The sequence below is a fragment of the Nonomuraea sp. NPDC050643 genome, assembly GCF_040654715.1.
Taxonomy (GTDB): domain Bacteria; phylum Actinomycetota; class Actinomycetes; order Streptosporangiales; family Streptosporangiaceae; genus Nonomuraea.
The window spans coordinates 1-17,880 of record NZ_JBFAIM010000028.1 but is presented as its reverse complement, the minus strand read 5'-3'; the positions used below and the strand labels follow the sequence as shown (position 1 = coordinate 17,880).

17 protein-coding genes are annotated in these 17,880 nt (G+C 71.7%); 11 read left to right on the top strand and 6 right to left on the bottom strand.

The features are described 5' to 3' along the window. Positions 1-8 precede the first annotated feature (8 nt). The 7 genes from AB0I15_RS32790 to AB0I15_RS32760 are packed head-to-tail and all read left to right on the top strand — an operon-like array spanning position 9 to position 6,953. On the top strand, positions 9-1,058 hold the full coding sequence (locus tag AB0I15_RS32790) for an MCE family protein (protein WP_358103776.1): 1,050 nt from the start codon (positions 9-11) through the stop codon (positions 1,056-1,058). Further along, complete coding sequence (locus AB0I15_RS32785) at positions 1,058-2,083, top strand: MlaD family protein (protein ID WP_358103773.1); 1,026 nt, start codon at positions 1,058-1,060, stop codon at positions 2,081-2,083. Before AB0I15_RS32790 ends, AB0I15_RS32785 begins: the two co-directional genes overlap by 1 nt. After that, positions 2,080-3,117, top strand: coding sequence for an MCE family protein (locus AB0I15_RS32780; protein ID WP_358103771.1), 1,038 nt, complete (start codon positions 2,080-2,082; stop codon positions 3,115-3,117). The genes AB0I15_RS32785 and AB0I15_RS32780 overlap by 4 nt, the downstream gene beginning before the upstream one ends. Next, positions 3,114-4,139, top strand: a complete 1,026-nt coding sequence (locus AB0I15_RS32775; protein ID WP_358103768.1) for an MCE family protein — start codon at positions 3,114-3,116, stop codon at positions 4,137-4,139. Before AB0I15_RS32780 ends, AB0I15_RS32775 begins: the two co-directional genes overlap by 4 nt. Then, entirely contained in the window at positions 4,136-5,509 is a 1,374-nt protein-coding gene (locus AB0I15_RS32770) for an MCE family protein (protein ID WP_358103765.1), read from the top strand. The genes AB0I15_RS32775 and AB0I15_RS32770 overlap by 4 nt, the downstream gene beginning before the upstream one ends. Then, a complete protein-coding gene (locus tag AB0I15_RS32765; protein ID WP_358103762.1) occupies positions 5,506-6,348 on the top strand; it encodes a hypothetical protein in 843 nt (280 codons plus the stop codon). The genes AB0I15_RS32770 and AB0I15_RS32765 overlap by 4 nt, the downstream gene beginning before the upstream one ends. Positions 6,349-6,365: 17 nt before the next feature. Beyond that, a complete protein-coding gene (locus tag AB0I15_RS32760; protein ID WP_358103759.1) occupies positions 6,366-6,953 on the top strand; it encodes a 4'-phosphopantetheinyl transferase superfamily protein in 588 nt (195 codons plus the stop codon). A gap of 3 nt (positions 6,954-6,956) precedes the next feature. On the opposite strand, the gene AB0I15_RS32755 is transcribed toward AB0I15_RS32760, so the two are convergent. Beyond that, on the bottom strand, positions 6,957-7,889 hold the full coding sequence (locus AB0I15_RS32755) for a cation diffusion facilitator family transporter (protein ID WP_358103756.1): 933 nt from the start codon (positions 7,887-7,889) through the stop codon (positions 6,957-6,959). 34 nt (positions 7,890-7,923) lie between these two features. On the opposite strand from AB0I15_RS32755, the gene AB0I15_RS32750 reads away from it, so the two are divergent. Genes AB0I15_RS32750 through AB0I15_RS32740 form a run of 3 tightly spaced genes read left to right on the top strand, consistent with a single transcriptional unit; the run spans position 7,924 to position 10,834 of the window. After that, positions 7,924-8,382: a MarR family transcriptional regulator gene (locus AB0I15_RS32750; protein WP_358103752.1), complete on the top strand. Its 459-nt coding sequence runs from the start codon at positions 7,924-7,926 to the stop codon at positions 8,380-8,382. Positions 8,383-8,441: 59 nt separating this feature from the next. After that, a complete protein-coding gene (locus tag AB0I15_RS32745; protein ID WP_358103750.1) occupies positions 8,442-9,092 on the top strand; it encodes an LppX_LprAFG lipoprotein in 651 nt (216 codons plus the stop codon). Beyond that, complete coding sequence (locus AB0I15_RS32740) at positions 9,089-10,834, top strand: MFS transporter (protein WP_358103747.1); 1,746 nt, start codon at positions 9,089-9,091, stop codon at positions 10,832-10,834. Before AB0I15_RS32745 ends, AB0I15_RS32740 begins: the two co-directional genes overlap by 4 nt. A 145-nt stretch (positions 10,835-10,979) precedes the next feature. Here the strand turns inward: AB0I15_RS32740 and aspS are convergent, their stop codons facing one another. The 5 genes from aspS to AB0I15_RS32715 all read right to left on the bottom strand — a co-directional run bounded on the left by aspS (position 10,980) and on the right by AB0I15_RS32715 (position 16,706). Next, the gene (gene aspS, locus AB0I15_RS32735) at positions 10,980-12,242 is read right to left on the bottom strand and encodes an aspartate--tRNA(Asn) ligase (RefSeq protein ID WP_358103744.1); all 1,263 of its coding nucleotides are present in this window, start codon (positions 12,240-12,242) and stop codon (positions 10,980-10,982) included. A gap of 321 nt (positions 12,243-12,563) precedes the next feature. Continuing rightward, positions 12,564-13,955, bottom strand: coding sequence for a ribosome biogenesis GTPase Der (gene der, locus AB0I15_RS32730; RefSeq protein WP_358103741.1), 1,392 nt, complete (start codon positions 13,953-13,955; stop codon positions 12,564-12,566). A 30-nt stretch (positions 13,956-13,985) separates the two neighbouring features. Further along, complete coding sequence (gene cmk, locus AB0I15_RS32725) at positions 13,986-14,642, bottom strand: (d)CMP kinase (protein WP_358103738.1); 657 nt, start codon at positions 14,640-14,642, stop codon at positions 13,986-13,988. Between the two features lie 52 nt (positions 14,643-14,694). Beyond that, a complete protein-coding gene (locus AB0I15_RS32720) occupies positions 14,695-16,053 on the bottom strand; it encodes a carotenoid oxygenase family protein (protein ID WP_358103736.1) in 1,359 nt (452 codons plus the stop codon). Further along, entirely contained in the window at positions 16,050-16,706 is a 657-nt protein-coding gene (locus tag AB0I15_RS32715; protein ID WP_358103734.1) for a TetR/AcrR family transcriptional regulator, read from the bottom strand. Before AB0I15_RS32715 ends, AB0I15_RS32720 begins: the two co-directional genes overlap by 4 nt. A 116-nt stretch (positions 16,707-16,822) precedes the next feature. On the opposite strand from AB0I15_RS32715, the gene AB0I15_RS32710 reads away from it, so the two are divergent. Beyond that, positions 16,823-17,671 (top strand): glycosyltransferase, encoded by an 849-nt coding sequence (locus AB0I15_RS32710; RefSeq protein WP_358103731.1) that lies wholly within the window; start codon positions 16,823-16,825, stop codon positions 17,669-17,671. The last annotated feature ends 209 nt before the right edge of the window (positions 17,672-17,880 follow it).

Sequence of the window (17,880 nt, the reverse complement as noted above, 5' to 3'; positions counted from 1 at the left end):
AGCGCGGGATGAGCATGGAACGCGTCCGCCGCCGCTGGACCTTCGTGCGGTTCGCGCTGTTCCTCGGCCTGACCGTCACGCTGATCGTGGTGATCAGCGTGCAGATCGCGCGGGTGAGCACGGCCGGCGGCTACCGGCTGGTCGCGATGTTCGACGACGTGTCCGGGCTGGTCGAGGGCGACCAGGTGAAGATCGCCGGGGCGCCCGTCGGCCAGGTGGACACCATCCGGGTCGTGGACGGCCGGGCCGAGGTGACCCTGGAGGTGCAGGACGCCGTACGGGTGCCCACCGACACCGAGGCCGCCGTACGCTGGCGCAACGCCGTCGGCCAGCGCGTCATCTACCTGCTGCCCGGCACCGCGCCCGGCCGGCTGGCGCCCGGCGCGCGCATCACCCGCACCTCCTCGGTCGTGGACATCGGCGAGCTGGTGAGCGACCTCGGGCCGCTCACCCGGAGCCTGGACCCCGAGCAGATCAACCAGCTCCTCACCGCCGCCGCCAGGTCGCTCAAGGGCAACGACAAGAACATCCCGAGGCTGCTCGACAACGTGAACGCGATCACCGCCACGATCAACGAGCGCAAGAAGACCATCGAACAGCTCCTGGAGGACTACGCCACCGTCACCGGCGTGGTCGCCCGGCGGGACAAGCAGATCGAGCAGCTCGTGGACAACCTGGTCACGCTGTCGGAGGCGTTCGCCGACAACCGCGAGCTGATCGACGACGCGCTGGTGGAGCTGGCGACCACGTTCCACACCTCGAACGAGGTGCTCGGCAAGAACGCCGACGAGCTCGGCGCCCTGGTGGACAACCTGTCGGGGCTGACCGGCGGCATCCGGCGGCACGTGGGTGAGATCGACAAGACGGTCAGCACGTTCCAGCCGCTGTTCGCCCGCGCGTACTCGACCGTGAACCGCGGCCACTACTTCATCACCGCGGTGCCGTGCGTGGCGCTGAGCGCCGCGCCCTGTCCCTATCCGATGCAGTCGCCGCCGCCGCTGCGCAACACGCGGGTCCAGAGCGAGAAGGACCTGCGGAAGCTGCTGGTGGGCCGGTGATGGCGCTCAAGTCGTTCCGCGACCGCAACCGGCACGCCGTCGGCCTGGTGTCGCTGGCCACGCTCGGCGCGATCCTGGTCACCACGTTCCTGGTGGGCAACCTGGGGCTGCTGGAGGGCGGCTACACCATGTCGGGGGTGTTCGTGGACTCCGGCGGCCTGCGGACCGGCAACGACGTCCGGGTGGCCGGGGTGCGCGTCGGCAAGGTCACCGAAGTGCGCGCCGACTACGCCCAGGGCCAGGTGATCATCGGCTGGAAGGTGGACGACGGGGTACGGCTGGGCCGTGGCACCCGGGCCGACATCGCCCTGTCGAACCTGCTCGGCGGGCGCTACGTCAAGCTCACCGGGGCGGTGTCGGCCCCCTACCTCGACCAGCTCCCCGAGGCGCAGCGGCGCATCCCGGTGACGCGGACCGGCGTGCCGACCCTGATCAACGACGCCATCAAGGACGCGACCCGGCTGGTCGAGCGGCTCGACACCGAGGCCGTGGACGACCTGCTCACCGAGCTCGGCAAGATGGACACCTTCAAGCGCGGCCGCGTCACACGCCTGCTGGACAACGTCGGCGACCTGTCGGAGACGATCAGCAAGAGCGAGCCGCAACTGCAGCGGCTGCTCGACAACGGCACCCGCGTCATGGACGTCCTCGAGCGCAAGGACAAGCAGCTCGGACGGCTCATCGACGCGATCGAGATCATGCTGAACGAGCTGCGGGCGCGCCGGGCCGAGCTGCGCGTCCTGCTCGGCGACGGCAGCGACCTGGTACGCAGCACGACCCGGCTGATCAACGAGCACGAGCGCACGCTGATCCAGGTGCTCGACGACAACGCCGCCATCACCACCCGGCTCAGCGGCAGCAACGAGCGGCTCAACTCGCTCCTGGCGTGGGCGGGGCCGACGTTCGCCGGCCTGTCCACGATGGGCGGCCAGGGCCCGTGGCTCGAGGCCATAGCCACGGGCCTCGGCCCCATCAACCCGGAGGTGCTCGGCGCGATCGCCAAGGACAGGAAGAGCGACAGATGAGACGGCTGCTGGCGGTGCTGCTGACCGGGGTGTTCCTGACGTCCGGGTGCTCGGTGGCGGGGGCGGAGCCGTACCGGCTGGTGGCGATCTTCAGCAAGGCGCCCGCCCTGTACGAGGAGGCGCGGGTGAAGGTGATGGGGCTGGACGCCGGCTACGTCGACAATATCCGGATATTAGGGGATAAAGTTCGCGTTGAGCTGCGGGTCGATCGGCACGTGCCGCTGCCCGCCGACGTCAAGGCCGTGGTCGCGCCGCAGAACACGCTCGGCGAGCGCAACGTCGTCCTCTATCCCCCCTGGAAGCCCGGCGACCAGCGGGTGCAGGCCGGGGCGACCATCCCGCTGGAGCGCACCGACCTGCCGGTGGAGATCGACGACGCGCTCGACGCGTTCACCAAGCTGACCGACGCCCTCGACGACGACAAGCTGGGCGAGGTGGCGGGCGACCTGGCCGACGGCGTCCGGGGGCGCGGCAAGACGATCAACAACGCGATCGCCGACACCTCCGGCCTCACCGGCGTGCTGGCCAAGCAGGACCAACGGCTCGTCGACCTGGCCGAGGGCCTGAACGAGCTGGCCACCAGCCTCAACCAGCGCGAGAGGCAGGTGACGGGCGCGATCGACGCGTTCTCCGAGGCGAGCGCGATCCTGGCGGAGGAGCGGCAGCGGCTGCGCGAGTTCGTCTCCTCCATGGCCGGGTTCGTCCGGCGCGGCGACGTCATCATCGAGCAGTACGCGCAGCGGCTTCCACAGGCCACCACGACACTGGCCGAGCTGGTGCTGACGGTCAGGGCCAACAGCGAGTCCATGGCGCGGGCGGTCAAGGGGGCGGCCGACTTCGCCGACATCCTGATCGACTCCTGGGACAGGAAGCAGCACGTCCTCAAGATCCGCGTGGTGCTCAACGCCATGACCAGGGTGTGGCTGACGCCGCTGTTCGACGCCCTCAACCTGGGCGAGGTGCCGTGCCTGCCGGGCGGGCTCAGCAACTGCCCCTTCCAGCGGCCCGCCGGCCGGCAGGGAGGCGGGCGATGAGGCCGCGGCTGCTGGCCGGGCTGACGGCACTGGCCGTCGCGGCGACGTGCACGGCGTCGTGCTCGCTGCAGACGCTCGGCGCGACCACCGGCGACCTGACGCTGAACGCGGTCTTCGACGACGTGCAGAGCCTGGTCGCCGGGCACAGCGTGCAGATCTCCGACGTGCGGGTGGGCACGGTCACCGGCATCCGGCTGCAGGGCTACCGGGCCAGGGTGACGATGTCGATCCTGTCCGAGCACCGGGTGCCCGTGGGCAGCACGGCCACGGTGGCCAAGACGTCCGTGCTGGGCGAGAACTACGTGCTGCTCACGCCGCCGGTGGGCAAGGACCTGTCGACGGGGCCGTACCTGGCGAACGGCGCCACGATCGCCGACACCTCGGTAGAGCCGGACATCGAGCAGGTCACCGCGAAGGCCGGGCCGCTCATCGAGGCGCTCGGCGCGCAGGACGTGAACGCCATCCTCGACGCCGCCTCCACCGCGTTCGCCGGCCAGGGCGACGACGTCAACAAGCTGATCAGGCAGACCGCCGAGGTCACCGACGCCTACACCGCCGCCCGCCACGACCTGGGCACCAGCATCGACGCCCTGGCCCGGCTCGGCGACGACCTGGCCGAGGGCAGCGCCGAGCTGGACCGGCTGCCGGGCACGCTGGCCTCCGCCACCGCGCGCATCGCGCACGGGCGCAAGCACGTGAAGAAGACGATCATCGCGCTGACGAACCTCGCCAAGGAGGCCAACCTCACCGTGTACCCGCGCCACGCCGCCCGGCTGCGCACGCTCCTGCGCGAGCTGTCGGCCATCTCGTCGGCGATGCAGCGGGGCCGGGAGGACCTGAAGGCGCTGGTGGCCAAGCTGCAGAAGTTCATCGACGCGCCGCCCATCACGGTGAACGGGCAGGTGCTCATCTACCTCTGGCTGAAGGGCGTGCTCCTGCCCGCGCCGCAACCCGGCGACCGGCGGCCCGCCCTGCCGAACCGGATCGAGGACTTCCGCCTGCTGCTGGAGCCGCCGCGATGAAAAACCGGATCTATCTGAACCTGGGGTTCTTCGTCGTGCTGGGCATCGTCATGACGGCGTGGGCGTTCAGCACGATCATCCGGCTGGACGCGATCGAGCGGCCCTACCGGGTGTCGGCCGAGTTCGTCTCCTCGCCGGGGCTGATCCGGGGGTTCGACGTGGCCTACCTGGGGGTGCGGGTCGGCAAGATCGGCGACGTGCGGCTGGCGCCCGGCAAGATCGTCGTGGGGCTCGACATCGACCGGGAGATCCGGCTGCCGAAGGGCGTGACGGCCGAGGTGCGGCGCAAGTCCGCCATCGGGGAGCCGTACGTGGAGCTCTCGCCGCCCGCCAAGGGCGTCACCGGGCCCTCGCTCGCGGCCGGCGAGACGATCCCGCTGGCCAGGACGACGGTGCCGCTCGACTACAAGAAGCTGTTCGAGGGCGTCGGCAAGCTGCTGAACGCGGTGCCGCCGCGCGACGCCAAGACCATCACCCACGAACTGGCCGTCGCCCTGGACGGCCGGGCGTCGTCGATCAGGAACATCATCGAGGACGCCCACGCGGTGACCGGCACCCTGGCCGACAACGCCGAGGTGCTCGACGAACTGTCGGTACAGCTCACCCGGCTCACGCACACGCTGGCCGGCAGGCGGGAGAAGCTGGCCTCCGGGATCACCGACCTGAGCGCGGTGACGGCGGCGCTGCGGGCCTCCCGTACGGACCTGAACGCCTTCCTGGACCAGGGGCCCGGGGTGTTCGCGCAGCTCGACACGGCCATCAAGCGGTCGCGGCCGGGGTTCTCGTGCCTGCTGACGGCCGCCGGGCTGCCGCACCGGCCGGCGTTCTCGGCGGAGACCGAGCGGAACGTGCACCACCTGCTGGGCATCGTGCCGACCGCGCTGAGCCTGGCCGACGACATCAGCGACCGGCGCGGCGGCACCGTGTACGGCAAGGCGACGTTCGTCTTCAGCGTGCCGGGCGGCCCCACCCCGGCCGAGGAGTACGCGGGCCCGCTCGGCCCGCCCACGGTGCCCAAGCTGCGCACCTGCCCCGACCGGCGGGCCGCCGGATCCGACCGCACCGACGACCGCACCGGTGACCGCGCAGGTGACCGCGCAGGTGACCGCCGGGACGTCGCCGGCCCTCCCACCGAGCGGCCCCGTAAGACGCCGGAACGCCCGGTCGCGAAGAACACCGAGGAACCCGAGAAGAGCCCCGAGGCCACGCGCACGCCCAAGGGCGTGGCCGCCACCCGGGCCGCGTCCGATACCCCGCTGAACACCGCTCCGCTGATTGCCGCGATATTCCTCGCCGTGGTGGCGAGTGGTGGCATCGTGGGCTGGATCGCGGCGGGCCGGGCCGCCCGCCGCCGTGAGGAGTCGACATGACCACCAGGCCGGACGTCGCCGAGCAGGCCCGCACGGAAGAACCCGCCGCGACGGGCGAGGCCTCCACCGGCCCCACCGACCCGGCGGCCACCCGCCCCGAACCGGACGCCGCCCCCCGCCCCGAGACGACCCCGCAAACCGCCTCCGACGCGGCCTCCACATCCGACACGGCCCCTGAACCCGACACAGCCCCCGAATCCGGCGCGACTCCGGCGTCGGACGCGACCGCCGAGCCCGGCGCGGCTCCGGCGTCCGGCGTGGCCCCCGCGAAGGGTGGGGGGCGGTTCACGCGGGCGCGGGTGATGGGGGCCATGGCCGCGATGGTGGTGGCCGCGATCGCCGCCACCGCCGTGCTGCAGTGGATCTCCGCCACCCAGGCCCAGGACGCCCTCACCAGGCTGGAGTCCGAGCGCGCCCTGCGCCTGGAGGTCTCCGGCGCGGCCGGCGCGTTCAGCACGGCCCTGCTCAGCTACGACTACCAGGACCTCCAGACCACCCGCTCCACCCTCGCCGCCCAGGCCACGGGCGACTTCCTGGCCACCTACGACGCCGCGTTCGGCGGCACGATGGCGCAGGTCATCGTCAAGCTCAAGGCCACCGCGCACGCCACGGTGCGTGAGGTGTACGTGGCCGACGTGGACGAGGCCACCGCCCACGCCATCGTCGTCGTCGATCAACAGGTGAACACTTCGCAGGCGATCCGCTCCGTCAAGGACTCCCACCTTAAGATCAGTCTTGTGAAGGAGAAGGGGACCTGGAAGATCCATGACGTGACCGTGCTCGGCGCGGCCTCGGAAGACCAGTACAACCTCGACGGCGACGAGAAGAAGAAGGACTGACGATCGGCCCTTTAGCGATGGGTGGCCGCCCCGACGAGGTGCGCGCCCCGGACGACTGGCTCACCGAGGTGGAGCGGGAGCGAGCCGCGCGGTTCAGGTTCGAGGCCGACCGCGACTGCTTCGTCGCGGCCCACCTCCTCGTACGACTCTGCGCCGCCGCCGTCCTCGACGCCCGGCCGGATGAGCTGACCCTGCTGCAATATTGCGACCTGCACGGGTTCGGGCACGGCAGGCCCTATCTCGAGCAGGCCCCCGACCTGGGGGTGAGCTTCAGTCACACGCGCGGCTACGTGTGCGCGGCCGCCGGGCCGGGCAAGGTCGGCGTGGACGCCGAGCACGTGCCGCCCGGCCCGCTCGACCCGGGCCTGGCCGACCGGGTGCTCACCCCGCGCGAGCGCGCGATGGTCACCGGCAACGACGAGCTGATCAGGCACTGGACGCGCAAGGAGGCGCTGATCAAACGAGGCGAACTGACCCTCGACAAGCTCAACGCGGGCGGCGACGACATGACCGGCCGGCACCTGCTGGAGTGGAGCGCGGGCCCGGACATCCGGGTCGCGATCGTCACCGACGCCCCGGCCCGGAGGGCGCCGATCCCGGAGTGATCGCTAGGAGGGCCGGCGGCTGGTCGGGGTCGGGTCGAGGAAGACCTGTTTGACGCCCGGGAAGCGATCCCGCAGCCGCCGGTCCACCTCCTCGCAGGCGCGCTCCACTCCGGCCGCGCTCGCCTCGTCCCGGAAGTCGATCTTCGCGGCGACCAGGATGTCACCGGGGCCGATCATCATGGTGAGGAGCTCGACCACCGCCACCACCTCCGGCTGGGCCATCAGCTCGGCGCGGATGCCGCTCTCGATCTGCAGGGGCGCGGCCTGGCCGATGAGCAGCGACATGTTCGACTGGATCAGGATGAGCGCGACGACCAGCAGGAGCAGGCCGATCGCGACCGACGCGGCGCCGTCCCAGAGCGCCGAGCCGCTGAGCTGCGAGCCGAGCAGCCCGGCGCCCGCGATCAGCAGCCCGATGAGGGCCGCGACGTCCTCGAACAGGACGGCCTTCAGCGCGGTGTCGGAGGTGAGCCGCACCAGGCGCAGCGGGCCGACGCGGTGTCGCGCGGCCTCACCGCGCAACTGCGAGAGCGCCTTGGTCAGCGAGACGCTCTCGATGACGAAGGAGACGGCCAGGACGATGTAGGAGGGGGTGAGGTTCGACAGCTCCTCGCCGTGGCTGATCTCGTGCAGGCCGTGCGTGATCGAGAAGCCCGCCCCGCCGACCAGCGTCGCGACCGCCGCCATCATGGCCCAGAAGAAGCCGGCCTTGCCGTACCCGAACGGGTGCCGCCGGTCGGCGGGCTTGTCGGAGCGGCGGACCGACACCAGCAGCAGGAGTTCGGTCACGGTGTCGGCGGCGGAGTGTGCCGCCTCCGACAGCATGGCCGCCGAGCCGCCGATGAGACCGGCGATGAGTTTGGCCAGGGCGATCGTCAGGTTCGCCGCGCCGGCCACGAGCACCGTGCCCAGGCTCTCGCCCGATTTCTCCTCCATAGCGCACCACTGTATGTGCGCTAGATTAGAGATCATGAGCGCGCCTCGCTGGCTTTCCATCGCCGAACAGCGTGCCTGGCGTACGCACCTGGCGCTGCACAGGCTGCTCCTGCACCGGCTCGACCGCGAGTTGCAGGAGCACTCGCTCTCGCTGAACGACTACGAGATCCTCGTCAACCTCTCCGAGAGCCAGGGCCGCCGCATGCGGATGAGCGACCTGGCCGACGCGACGATCCAGTCGCGCAGCCGGTTGTCGCACCAGATCTCCCGCATGGAGGCCAAGGGCCTGGTGACCAGGGAGGACTGCCGGGACGACCGGCGGGGCACGTTCGCCGTGCTCACCGACGAGGGCTGGGAGACGATCCAGCGGGTGGCACCGTTCCACGTGACGAGCGTGCGTGAGCATTTCGTCGACCTGCTCACCGACGAGCAGCTCGACGCGATCGAGGAGGCGTACGCTCCGATCGTGGAGCATCTGAAGAAGCTGCGCTGACACCCAACCGATATCGGGGATGGCGCACGGCCCTCGCGGGCGCTCGCTACGATCCGGTCATGCTCAGAAAGCTCCTCCTCGTGGCCGTGCTCGCGTTGGCTTCGGCGTGCTCGTCGGGCGGCGGCGGAGCCGAGTTGCCCGCCGGTCCCGACCTGATGAAGAAGGCCTCCGAGGCCATGAAGAACGTCAAGTCGGCCGGCTTCGCCATCGCGACAGAAGGCAAGCCCAACGTACCGGTCAAGAAGGCCGACGGCCGGCTCACGGCGGAGGGGAACGCCGACGGCACGATCACGCTCGACGTGCTGGGCACCCTGCAGGAGGTCAGCTTCTCCCTCATCGGGGAGACCGTGCACTTCAAGGGCCCGACGGGTGGCTTCCAGAAGATGACCCGCCAGCAGCTCGCGCAGTTCTACGACCCGTCGGTGATCCTCGAGCCGACCAAGGGCATCGCGCAACTGCTCGCCACGGCCACCGATCCGAAGGTCGAGGCCGTGGAGAGCGGCTCCTACCGGGTCGCCACCACCTTCCCCGCCCAGGTCGTCGGCCAGATCGTGCCCGGCGTCACGCAGGGCGTCAACGGCAAGGTCTGGCTCGACCAGGCGACGAGCCGGCTCACCAAGGCGAGCCTGCCCCTGCAGGGCGGCACGGTGACGGTGTCGTTCAGCGACTACGACGCGCCGGTCACGATCACGCCGCCCGCCGCCAAATGAGGCGCGCCCGCCGGGTCGCGCTCGGCGCGGGCGGCGCGGTGGTGCTCCTGGCCGCGCTGGACGCGTACGTGGTGGTGACGGTCCTCATCGACATCGCCGAGGACGTCGGCATCCCGCTCAACCACCTGGAGCGGGCGACGCCGATCGTCACGGGCTTCCTGCTGGGCTACGTCGCCGCGATGCCCCTGCTCGGCCAGCTCTCCGACCGCTACGGGCGGCGGCCCCTGATCCACGCCTGCCTGGCCGCGTTCGCCGTCGGGTCGGTGCTGACGGCCCTGGCGTCCGGGGAGGGCATGGTGGTGGCCGGGCGTACCGTGCAGGGGGTGGCCGGGGGCGCGCTGCTGCCGATCACCATGGCGCTCATCGGGGACCTGTGGGACGAGCGGGAGCGTCCCGTGGCCCTGGGGGCGGTGGGGGCGGCCCAGGAGTTGGGCAGCGCGCTCGGCCCGCTGTACGGCGGCGTGGTGGCGCTGATCCCCAGCACCGTGGTGGCAGGTGTCGAACTCGGTGGCTGGCACGCCATCTTCTGGATCAACCTGCCTCTCGCCGCCCTGGCCGCCATCGCCGTCCACCTCACCGTCCCACCCCACACCCGCTCCCTCACCGCTCCCTCTGACACCGCCGCACCGACCACCACCACGAGCTCCACCACGGACACGACGCCCGCCGACATCACGACGGCCGGCATGAACACGGACGTCACAGTGACCGCCGACAGCGCAAAGGCCGCCGACGTCACGACGGGCGCCGCTCTTCCGGCCCACCTGCCGGGAGGCGGCGTCGCGGCGGCGGATTCCCGGAGGGCGGACGCCGCAGTGGAGGCGGGCGCCACCGGGACCCGTACCACGATGGCCGCCGGGCGGGTGGACGTCGTCGGCGGGGTGCTGCTCGCGCTGGCCCTCGGGCTCCTCGTCGTCGGCCTGTACAACCCCGACCCGGCCAGCTCCGTGCTCCCTCCGTGGGGCCTGCCGGTGATCGCGGCCGGCGCGCTGGCGGGCGGCGGTTTCGTGTGGTGGGAGATCCGCTCCCCGGTACGCCTCCTCGACCTCACCGGCACCCGCAAGGGCCCCCTGCTCGCCACCCTGGCCGTCAGCTTCCTGGCCGGGGCCGCGCTCCTCGTCACCATGGTGTTCGTCCCGTTCACCGCCCAGACCCTGCTCGGCAAGACCGCGCTGGAGGCGTCGCTGGTCCTGGCCAGGTTCCTGGCCGCGCTGACCGCCGGAGCCCTGGTCGGCGGGCTGCTGTCGCGCAGGATGGGCGAGCGGGTCGTGGCCGTGGGGGGCCTGGCGGTGGCGGCGGCCGGCTACTGGCTGATGAGCCGGTGGCCGCTCGACCTGGCCGGCGCGGGCCTCGCGGTCGACCTCGACCTGGTCGTGGCCGGGCTCGGGCTGGGCCTGGTGATCGCCCCGGTCTCGTCGGCGGTGCTGCGGGTGAGCACGGCCGCGCAGCACGGCGTGGCGTCGGCGGCGGTCGTGGTGGCCCGGATGATGGGCATGCTCATCGGCATCGCGGCGGTGTCGGCGTGGGGGTTCTACCGGTTCCAGTCGCTGACGGCCGATCTCGACACGCCGCTCCCGTTCGGGGTCGACCCGGAGACCTATCAGCGGCGGCTGGCCGACTACACGGGGAAGGTGCAGGCGGCGCTGCACACCGAGTACACCGAGATGTTCCTCGTCACGGCCTTCATCTGCCTGCTCGGCGCGGCCGTCGCCCTCCTCATGCCACGCAGGGCACACCCCTGACCGCGCCGGCCTCGCCGACCGGCAGGGCTCCCGCCCGAAGTGGCGTGAGAGGGCCCTCACACGGCTGAGGACTCTCAATCGTGTGAGGGCCCTCAACCGTGCGCAGGTCGTCGATCGCGCGCGGGGCGTCAGGGTTCGCGGCGCGTCAGGGTGAGAGGCGGTTGAGGTCGCGGGGGAAGGCCGTGCTCTCGCGGATGTTGGCGGCGCCCGTCAGCCGGGCCGTCCACCGCTCCAGCCCCATGGCGAACCCGCCGTGCGGCGGCATCCCGTAGCGGAACGCCTGAAGGTACCCCCGGTACGGCCCCGTCTCCTCGTTCTTGGCGGCCAGCGCCGCGGTGTAGTCGGCGTACCGATGCAGCCGCTGCCCGCCCGTCACCAGCTCCATCCCGCGGAACAGCAGGTCGAAGCCGTTGGAGTAGCCGGGCCGGGCAGGGTCGGGATGGGTGTAGAAGGGCCGCTTGGCCATCGGGTACCCGGTGACGAACAGGAACTCCGACCCGTGCTCCTTCTCCGCCCACTCCGACAGCCACCGCTCCTGCGCGGGCGCGAGGTCGGGCTCTCCGGACGAGGTCAGCTCCTGCGCCTCGGTGAAGTGGATGGCCGGGATCTCGTCGGGCACCTCCGGCAGCGCGACCTCCAGGAGGTCGAGGGCGGGGGCGGCGCGGCGGCGTACCGAGTCGAGCATGCCCGCCACCACCTCCCGCAGCACCGCCATCACGTCGCGGTGGTCGCGGATGAAGCCGAGCTCGGCGTCCAGGCTCGTGTACTGGGCCAGATGCCGTACCGTGTCGTGCGGTTCGGCGCGGAAGACGGGCCCGACCTCGTAGACCCGCTCGAACACCCCGACCATGGTCTGCTTGTAGAACTGCGGCGACTGCGCGAGGTACGCGGTCCGGCCGAAGTAGTCGATGCCGAAGACGTTCGCGCCCGACTCGGTGGCCGAGGCGACGATCTTCGGCGTGTGGATCTCGGTGAAGCCCAGCCCGTCGAGCGTCTCGCGGAACCCGGCCGCGCTGGCCGCCGAGATCTCCAGCGGCGCCCGCAGCAGCGGGTGCCGCAGCGCGACGGGAGCGTGGTCGAGCACGGTCGGGAGCGAGGCCCCGACGACCGGCCGGTACAGGTCGAACGGCGGCGCCACCCGGGGCTCCGCCAGCACCTCGACCTCGGGCGAGACCAGCTCGAACCCGCCGGGCGCCTGCGGGTTGGCGGCCACGGTGCCGGTGACCTCGACGACGCTCTCCTCTGGAGGCAGGTCGCCCTCGGTCACCGCCTGGGCCAGACCGGCACGGTCTCTGACGACGAGGAAGGACACGGATTTGAGCCGCCGGCGGCGATGGACCCACCCGGCGATCGTCACTCGTTGCCCGGCGTGCTCAGCGAGCTCCGCCGACATGACACGAGAGATCATCACAGCTCCTCACGAGGAAGTGCATGACCCCTTGGGAGTGCGGGGGAGAAGGGAGCTCCCGGTGCCACCGCACTTTCGCCGCCTCTGGCGAGGCGACCTCGACGACCTGGTGACGGGGGTCAGACCGGCGGGGCATTTCCTCCCCGCACTCGGGAGTGTCTTCGCCAGTGGTGCGCGGGACCGCCTTCGCAGCTACCGGCGGCTCTCTCGGCCCGTGCGAAGCCGCTGGCTACTCGTCTCCGTCAACGTGTTGCGTCTGATCTTATGAGCATGCGGAGGGGGACGGCAAAGGCATTGCCGCCCCCCTTGTCCGCCAAATGCCTATTTATCCTTCTTCTGGCGCTTTTCCCGGATCTTCATCGTGACATCGATGGGCGATCCGGCGAAGCCGAACTCCTCGCGGATCCGCCGCTCGATGAAGCGCCGGTAGGTGTCCTCCAGCCACCCGGAGGTGAACAGCACGAACTTCGGCGGCTCCACCGACGCCTGCGTGGCGAAGAGGATCTTCGGCTGCTTGCCGCCCCGCACCGGCGGCGGCGTCTGCTGCACCAGCTCGGTCAAGAACGCGTTGAGCCGCGCCGTCGGCACCCGCGTCGACCACGAGTCGAGCGCCTTCTCCAGCGCCGGGACCAGCCGGTCGACGTGCCGCCCGGTCTTGGCCGAGATGTTGACCCGCAGCGCCCACGGCGTGCGTACGAGCTGCCGGTCGATCTCCTTCTCCAGGTAGTAGCGCCGGTCCTCGTCGACCAGGTCCCACTTGTTGAAGGCGACCACCATGGCCCGCCCCGACTCGATGACCAGGCCGATGATGCGCAGGTCCTGCTCGGTGAGCGGCTCGCTGGCGTCGATCAGCACGATCGCCACCTCGGTGCGCTCCAGCGCCGCCCGCGTGCGCATGGCGGCGTAGAAGTCGGCGCCCTGCAGCTCGCGGTCGCGCCGCCGGATGCCGGCCGTGTCGACGAAGCGCCAGGTGCGCCCGCCCAGCTCGATCAGCTCGTCCACCGGGTCGCGGGTGGTGCCCGCCATCGGGTCGACCAGCACCCGCTCCTCGCCGGCCAGCTTGTTGAGCAGCGAGGACTTGCCGACGTTGGGCTTGCCGAGCAGGGCCACGCGCGCGGGCCCCCGCTCGGTGCCGAACGTGACGGCGGGCGTGTCGGGCAGCGCGTCGAGCATCACGTCGAGCAGGTCACCGCTGGAGCGCCCGTGCAGGGCCGACACCGGGTAGGGCTCGCCCAGCCCGAGCGACCACAGCGCGGCGGCCTCCAGCTCGAGCTGCTGGTTGTCCACCTTGTTGGCGGCCAGGATGACCGGCTTGCCCGACTGCCGCAGGATCGAGCCCACGATCTCGTCGGCGTCGGTCGCGCCCACCGTGGCGTCGACCACGAAGACGATGACGTCGGCCAGCTCGACGGCGACCTGGGCCTGCTCGGCGATGCGCAGGTTCATCCCGGTGGCCTCGGGGTCCCAGCCGCCGGTGTCGACGACGGTGAAGCGGCGGCCACGCCAGTTGGCGTCGTAGGTGACGCGGTCGCGGGTGACCCCCGGAACGTCCTCGACGACGGCCTCGCGGCGGCCGATAATGCGGTTGACCAGCGTGGACTTGCCGACGTTCGGCCGTCCTACGATGGCGACGACCGGCAGCGGAGTGCTGTCGTAGTGCTCGGTGATCTCAAGATCGTCGAGGTCTGCCTCGACCCAATCCCCCGTGGACACGATATTTCATCCTTTGTGAGTACCGCACGCTCAGGTGCGCTCTTTGACCAGCCTCAGCACCTCCCCGATGACCTCCTCCAGCGTCAACGGGGTGGTGTCGAGCTCGACGGCGCCAGCCGCCATCGAGAGTGGGTCCGTCTTACGTGTTGAATCCAGGGTGTCACGCCGGGCCATGGCGGCCTGGTGCGCCTCCACCGTGGAGCCGGTCAGCTCGGCGCTGCGCCGGCGGGCACGGGCCTCCGGATCGGCCGTCAGGTAGACCTTGACGGCGGCGTCGGGGTAGACGACCGTGCCGATGTCGCGGCCCTCGACCACGATGTCACCGGAGCCGATGATCTCCCGCTGCAGAGCGACCAGGCGCACCCGCACCTCGGGGACGGCGGCGACGACGGAGACCGCGCCGGTGACGTCGCCCTGCCTGATCGGCCCCGCCACGTCGACGCCGTCGACGTGGATGGCGGGGCCGTCGGGATCGGTGCCCGCGACGATGGCGGGCTCGCCGCTGCGAGCCGCGACGGCGGCGGGGTCGGCCAGGTCGACGCCCTGCTGGAGCATCCACCAGGTCATCGCGCGGTACATCGCCCCGGTGTCGAGGTAACGCAGGCCCAGCGCGCGGGCGACCCCGCGCGACACGCTCGACTTACCCGACCCCGAAGGGCCGTCCATGGCGACGACCAGTCCGGTCACGGCCTCTCCCCTGTTCACGTTTTCCCAACCTGAGAAGGCTACCGCCTCCAGGTCAGTCGGCGATCCAGCTCCCGTGGAAGCCGAGCGGCACGCGGGCGGGCAGGTGCACGGTGGCGACCGGCTCGCCGGTGAAGTCCTGCGCCGGCAGGATCACCAGGTCGGCGGCGCCCCTGGCCGGGTTGTTGACGTACGAGATCACGTAGCCGTCGTCCTCGGCCTCCCCCGCGCCGACGAACACGGGCTCGCCCACGTACGCGCCCCGCCCGAACCGCCGCGACTCCTGCGTGCCCCGCTCCAGGTCGTGCTTGATGAGCGTGTTGTCGAACGCCTCGTCGGGCAGGTCCTCCAGCTCGACCTCGCCCCGCCCGACCACGTCGTGCAGCTCACGGGTGGTGGCGGTGTAGCCGTAGCGGTAGGGCAGGCCGGTACGGCGCTCGTCCATGCGCGGGAACTCCTGCGTGCGGTCGTCGAGCCGCGTCTGCCCGACCCGGCCGGTGGTCAGGTCGATCCGCCACCGGTCGAGCGTGGGCGGGCCGCCCGCGTCGAGCCGCGCGTCCACGAACCCCTTCGGGTAGCTGACCACGTCCACCACCACCGTGTCGCCGTCGTCGTAGGCGTTGAGCGTGTGGAACACCCAGCACGACGGCGCCTCCACCCACCGCAGGTCGCCGCTCTCGCGCGACAGGAGCCCGATCCTGGCGGCGTGCGCCTCGTTCCACGCGTACGGCAGCAGCGTCCCCGCCTGCGCGTGCTCCATGCTGAACGTGACCGGCAGGTCGTAGATCACCACGAACCGCTCGGTGATCGCGAAGTCGTGCACCATTGGCGCGTCGGGGATCGGGATGTCCCTGACCTGCGTGACCTGGCCCTTGGCGTCGATGACGACGTGCTGGTGGTGGTCCCAGCCCCAGTAGTAGGCCAGCGCGTGCAGCTCGCCGGTGACCGGGTCGGCGTGGGTGTGCGCGGCGTACCCGCCGGGCAGCCCGCCGCCGAAGTCGCACGCGCCGACGGTGTCGAGCTCGTAGCCCAGCTCGTACGGCAGCGCCCCCGCCTCCACGGTGGCGAACGTGCGCCCGCCCACCCCGATGACGTGGGTGTTGGCCGCGAAGTCCATGCCCGCGTGGACCGGCCCCGGCCTCGGCTGCTCACCGAGCCGCTGGGCGACGGCCGCGCTGCGGACCCAGCGGTTGCGGTACCACTCGGCGCGGCCGTCGCGCAGCCGTACGCCGTGCACCATGCCCTCGCCGAGGAACAGGTGACCGGCGCTGGGGTCGTCGAGGCTGAGCGGGTTGGGCCCGTTGCGCAGGTAGCGGCCGTTGAGCTCGGCCGGGATGCGCCCGGTGACCTCGAGGTCGAAGGCCGTGATCTCCTCGGAGACCGGAGCGAAGCCATCCTTGTACGGGGTGGTCATGACATGTCCCTCTCGTCCGTCGCCTCATCGGTGGCGCTGCGGGCGGCCAGGAACGGCGTCAGCACCGAGGTGCAGAGCAGCCGGTAGCGCCGCGCGGCCACGTCCTCATCGAAAAAACACGAAATTTCCAGACTTACGGCGCCGTGAATGGCCATCCACAGCACGTCGGCGATCTCCACCGCGCCGGCCCCGCCCGCCCCCCGCAGCACCCCGGCCTCCATGCAGTGCGCCACGCCGTGCACCAGCAGGTCGAACGTCCTCTTGGCCGCCTCGACCGCCGCCTCCCCCGGCTTGAACCCCGGCATCGCGCCCTGGAACATGACCCGGTAGTAGTCGGGCTCGCTCAGCGCGTAGTCCCGGTAGGCCATGAGCCCCGCGTACAGCCGATCCAGGGCGTCGCCCTCCGGGGACACCCGCAGCAGCCGCCGCTCGAACCTGGCGAACCCCTCCAGCCACAGCGCCTCGCTGAGCCCGTCTTTGCCGCCGAAGAGCGTGTAGATCACCTTCGTGGAGCAGCCCACCTCGCCGGAGATCCGCCGGACGGTGAGCGACGCCGGGCCCTCTGCGACGAGCAGCCGCTTGGCCGCGTCGAGAATCGCCGCCCTGACGACGCTCTGCCCTTCCCGCTGGGCCTGCTGGTACACGGAGGTCATGTGGTAACGCCGTTTCTATCGGGTAACACTGTTACCCTCTTCTTACGCCCTCCCGCGCCGGTCGTCAATGCCCTCGCGGGAGGAGTAAGAGAAGGGCTGGCGGTAAGTGACCCCATGTGACGGGTGAAGCGCGGGTCACGGTGGTGGTGGCGAGCAAGGACCGGCTGCGGTCACTGGCCCGCTCCCTCCCCCTGCACCCCCGCCCGGTGATCCTCGTGGACAACGACTCCACCGACGGGACCGCCGGGTTCGTCCGCCGCCACTTCCCCGACGTCCGGCTCGTCGAGCCGGGCGCCGACCTGGGCGCGCCCGCGCGCAACCTCGGCGTCCGGCTGGCCGGGACGCCGTACGTGGCCTTCGCCGGCGACGACTCCTGGTGGGCGCGGGGCGCGCTGGAGCGGGCCGCCGACGTGCTGGACGCCTGCCCGCGGCTGGCGCTGGTGGCCGCCCGCGTGCTGGTGGGCCCGGAGGAGCGGCTGGACGCGAGGTCGGAGCGGATGCGCCGCTCACCTCTCGGCGTCGAGCCCGGCCTGCCGGGGCCGAGCGTGCTGGGGTTCCTGGGGTGCGGGGCGGTGGTGCGCAGGGAGGCGTTCCTCGAGGCCGGCGGCTTCGACGACGTGCTCTTCTTCTTCGGCGAGGAGGAACGGCTGGCCGTGGACCTGGCCGCCAAGGGGTGGGGGCTGGCGTACGTGGACGACGTCGTGGCCCACCATCACCCCTCGCCCGTCAGGGACCCACGCGGCAGGCAGGCGCTGGCCGCGCGCGACGCCGTGCTGACCGCGGTGCTGCGCCGCCCGTGGCGGGTGGTGGCGCGCCGGTCGTTCGACGCGCTACGTGGCGGGCCGGCGGGGTGGGCGGGGCTGCGTACGGCCGTACCGAGGCTGCCCCGGGCGCTCGCCGAGCGGCGCGGGCTGCCGGCCTCGGTGGAACGGGCGCGGCGCCGGCTGGAGCGGGCCGGCGGCTGATCCGCCTGGGAGCGCTCGTTACGTCTCGTGAAATGAGGGCAGCCGACAGGTACGAGCGCCCGTCAGGGACGGCGAACGCCGGGCGCCGAAGCGTGGGGGTGAGGCGGGGGGGGGGCCCCCCGGCCCCCCCCCCCCCCCCCCCCCCGGCCCCGGGCGCGCCCCCCCCCCCCCCCCCCAACCCCCCCCCCCCCCCCCGGGGCAGACGGGAC

What these genes read in the sequence shown, in the direction of transcription:
- AB0I15_RS32790 (WP_358103776.1), top strand. Translation starts at nt 9, where the DNA reads ATGAGCATGGAACGCGTCCGCCGCCGCTGGACCTTCGTGCGGTTCGCG.
- AB0I15_RS32785 (WP_358103773.1), top strand. Translation starts at nt 1,058, where the DNA reads ATGGCGCTCAAGTCGTTCCGCGACCGCAACCGGCACGCCGTCGGCCTG.
- AB0I15_RS32780 (WP_358103771.1), top strand. Translation starts at nt 2,080, where the DNA reads ATGAGACGGCTGCTGGCGGTGCTGCTGACCGGGGTGTTCCTGACGTCC.
- AB0I15_RS32775 (WP_358103768.1), top strand. Translation starts at nt 3,114, where the DNA reads ATGAGGCCGCGGCTGCTGGCCGGGCTGACGGCACTGGCCGTCGCGGCG.
- AB0I15_RS32770 (WP_358103765.1), top strand. Translation starts at nt 4,136, where the DNA reads ATGAAAAACCGGATCTATCTGAACCTGGGGTTCTTCGTCGTGCTGGGC.
- AB0I15_RS32765 (WP_358103762.1), top strand. Translation starts at nt 5,506, where the DNA reads ATGACCACCAGGCCGGACGTCGCCGAGCAGGCCCGCACGGAAGAACCC.
- AB0I15_RS32760 (WP_358103759.1), top strand. Translation starts at nt 6,366, where the DNA reads ATGGGTGGCCGCCCCGACGAGGTGCGCGCCCCGGACGACTGGCTCACC.
- AB0I15_RS32755 (WP_358103756.1), bottom strand. Translation starts at nt 7,889, where the DNA reads ATGGAGGAGAAATCGGGCGAGAGCCTGGGCACGGTGCTCGTGGCCGGC.
- AB0I15_RS32750 (WP_358103752.1), top strand. Translation starts at nt 7,924, where the DNA reads ATGAGCGCGCCTCGCTGGCTTTCCATCGCCGAACAGCGTGCCTGGCGT.
- AB0I15_RS32745 (WP_358103750.1), top strand. Translation starts at nt 8,442, where the DNA reads ATGCTCAGAAAGCTCCTCCTCGTGGCCGTGCTCGCGTTGGCTTCGGCG.
- AB0I15_RS32740 (WP_358103747.1), top strand. Translation starts at nt 9,089, where the DNA reads ATGAGGCGCGCCCGCCGGGTCGCGCTCGGCGCGGGCGGCGCGGTGGTG.
- aspS (WP_358103744.1), bottom strand. Translation starts at nt 12,242, where the DNA reads ATGATCTCTCGTGTCATGTCGGCGGAGCTCGCTGAGCACGCCGGGCAA.
- AB0I15_RS32720 (WP_358103736.1), bottom strand. Translation starts at nt 16,053, where the DNA reads ATGACCACCCCGTACAAGGATGGCTTCGCTCCGGTCTCCGAGGAGATC.
- AB0I15_RS32715 (WP_358103734.1), bottom strand. Translation starts at nt 16,706, where the DNA reads ATGACCTCCGTGTACCAGCAGGCCCAGCGGGAAGGGCAGAGCGTCGTC.